Origin of the sequence: Parageobacillus caldoxylosilyticus NBRC 107762 (assembly GCF_000632715.1) — a bacterium.
GTDB classification, from domain to species: domain Bacteria; phylum Bacillota; class Bacilli; order Bacillales; family Anoxybacillaceae; genus Saccharococcus; species Saccharococcus caldoxylosilyticus.
In genome coordinates, this window is sequence record NZ_BAWO01000086.1 from 1 (window position 1) to 1374 (window position 1374).

At 43.2% G+C, this 1374-nt stretch carries 1 protein-coding gene; it reads left to right on the forward strand.

Annotation, left to right across the window (positions count from 1 at the left end; translation table 11 throughout):
* Window positions 1-1217: IS200/IS605 family accessory protein TnpB-related protein (locus GCA01S_RS21145; protein WP_255212307.1), on the forward strand; the 1217-nt coding region annotated here is incomplete at its 5' end.
* Window positions 1218-1374: the final 157 nt, after the last annotated feature.

The window sequence follows — 1374 nt, forward strand, 5'->3', positions numbered from 1 at the left end:
GGAACGCCAAAGACATCATCAAGCACCTTCCGCGCCAATTTCAGCTCAACCAACGGTTTGCCGAAGATGCGGTCTTGCTTGCTCAATCGTTGATTTCTTCTCAACGTGAGTTGCTTCCCATGCGCTTAGAGGATGTGCAGGCGAAAATCGAAAAAACCGAAAAGAAAATCGATGAATACCAACATGGAAGAAAAACACCGAAAAAAGTCGATCTTCCAACGTGTTTAGACGGATTACACCGACGATTAGAAAAACTGAAATTCAAAGAAGCCGAGCTAAAGCACCATCTCGATCATGGGACGATTCCACGTGTGATTTTTGGCGGAAAACAGAACTTTTACAAGCGCTTGAAAGGAAACATCACGAACGAAGAATGGAAAGACTTGCGCTCCAATCAGTTGTATGCCAGAGGCGATAAAAGCAAAAAAGGAAATTTAAACATTCGTCTCGTGTATGACGATCACACGTATGAATGTTATGTAGAAATTGCGAATCCACTTGGACAACCAAAAGGAAAACACGCTCCCCGCTTGAGGTTGCCTGTGTCTGTTCCTGAAAAATATGAAGAGGAAATCATCGATCTCGTCATGGGAGAACCAGTCGGAGTGAATGCAAAAGGAAAGCCCATTATCGAATATCGACCATATACCGTTGAAATCAAACGCAAAAACGGGGAATATTATGTCCATCTCGTCTATGAAGAAGAGGTATATGGCAGGGAACTTGCCTATGATGAACCGATTCAAGCGGAACGAATCGCTGGGATGGATATCAACATTGATCGCATCGCCGTAAGCATCGTTTCGAAACAGGGAAACTTTCTTCAATCAAAAGTGTTTTACTGTCATGAACTCGAATATGTGAAAGCGAATAAGCGAAACAACATCATTGGAGAAACCGTACGAGATGTGTATGACTGGCTGCTTCAAGAAAATGTTGGGGCAGTGGTCATTGAAAACATTCAACTAAGACAGCGGCACGATACAGACAAACGATTCCATCGCCTGACACACCAATTCAAAAAGAAGAAGCTGATGGAAACGATCCTTCGTCGGGGATTACGGCTTGGGTTTCGCATCAAAAAAGTGAATCCGGCATACACCAGCGTCATCGGACGATTCAAGTATATGAAAAAGTATGGGTTATCCGTCCATGAAAGCGCCGCTTTGGTGATTGGCAGACGGGGATTAGGGTATCAGGAGCGATTGCCAAAATAACCCATTAATACCGTAAAAACGAAAGTGAAACGCCATTTGATTGCCGTGTTAGGGTCGATGGAAGAATCCTACAAGCAATCGAAAAGCGGAACAAAACAACGACAATATCTAGGGATGATGTTGAAAAAGATAGAGAACTTCAAAGAGGAACATGAAT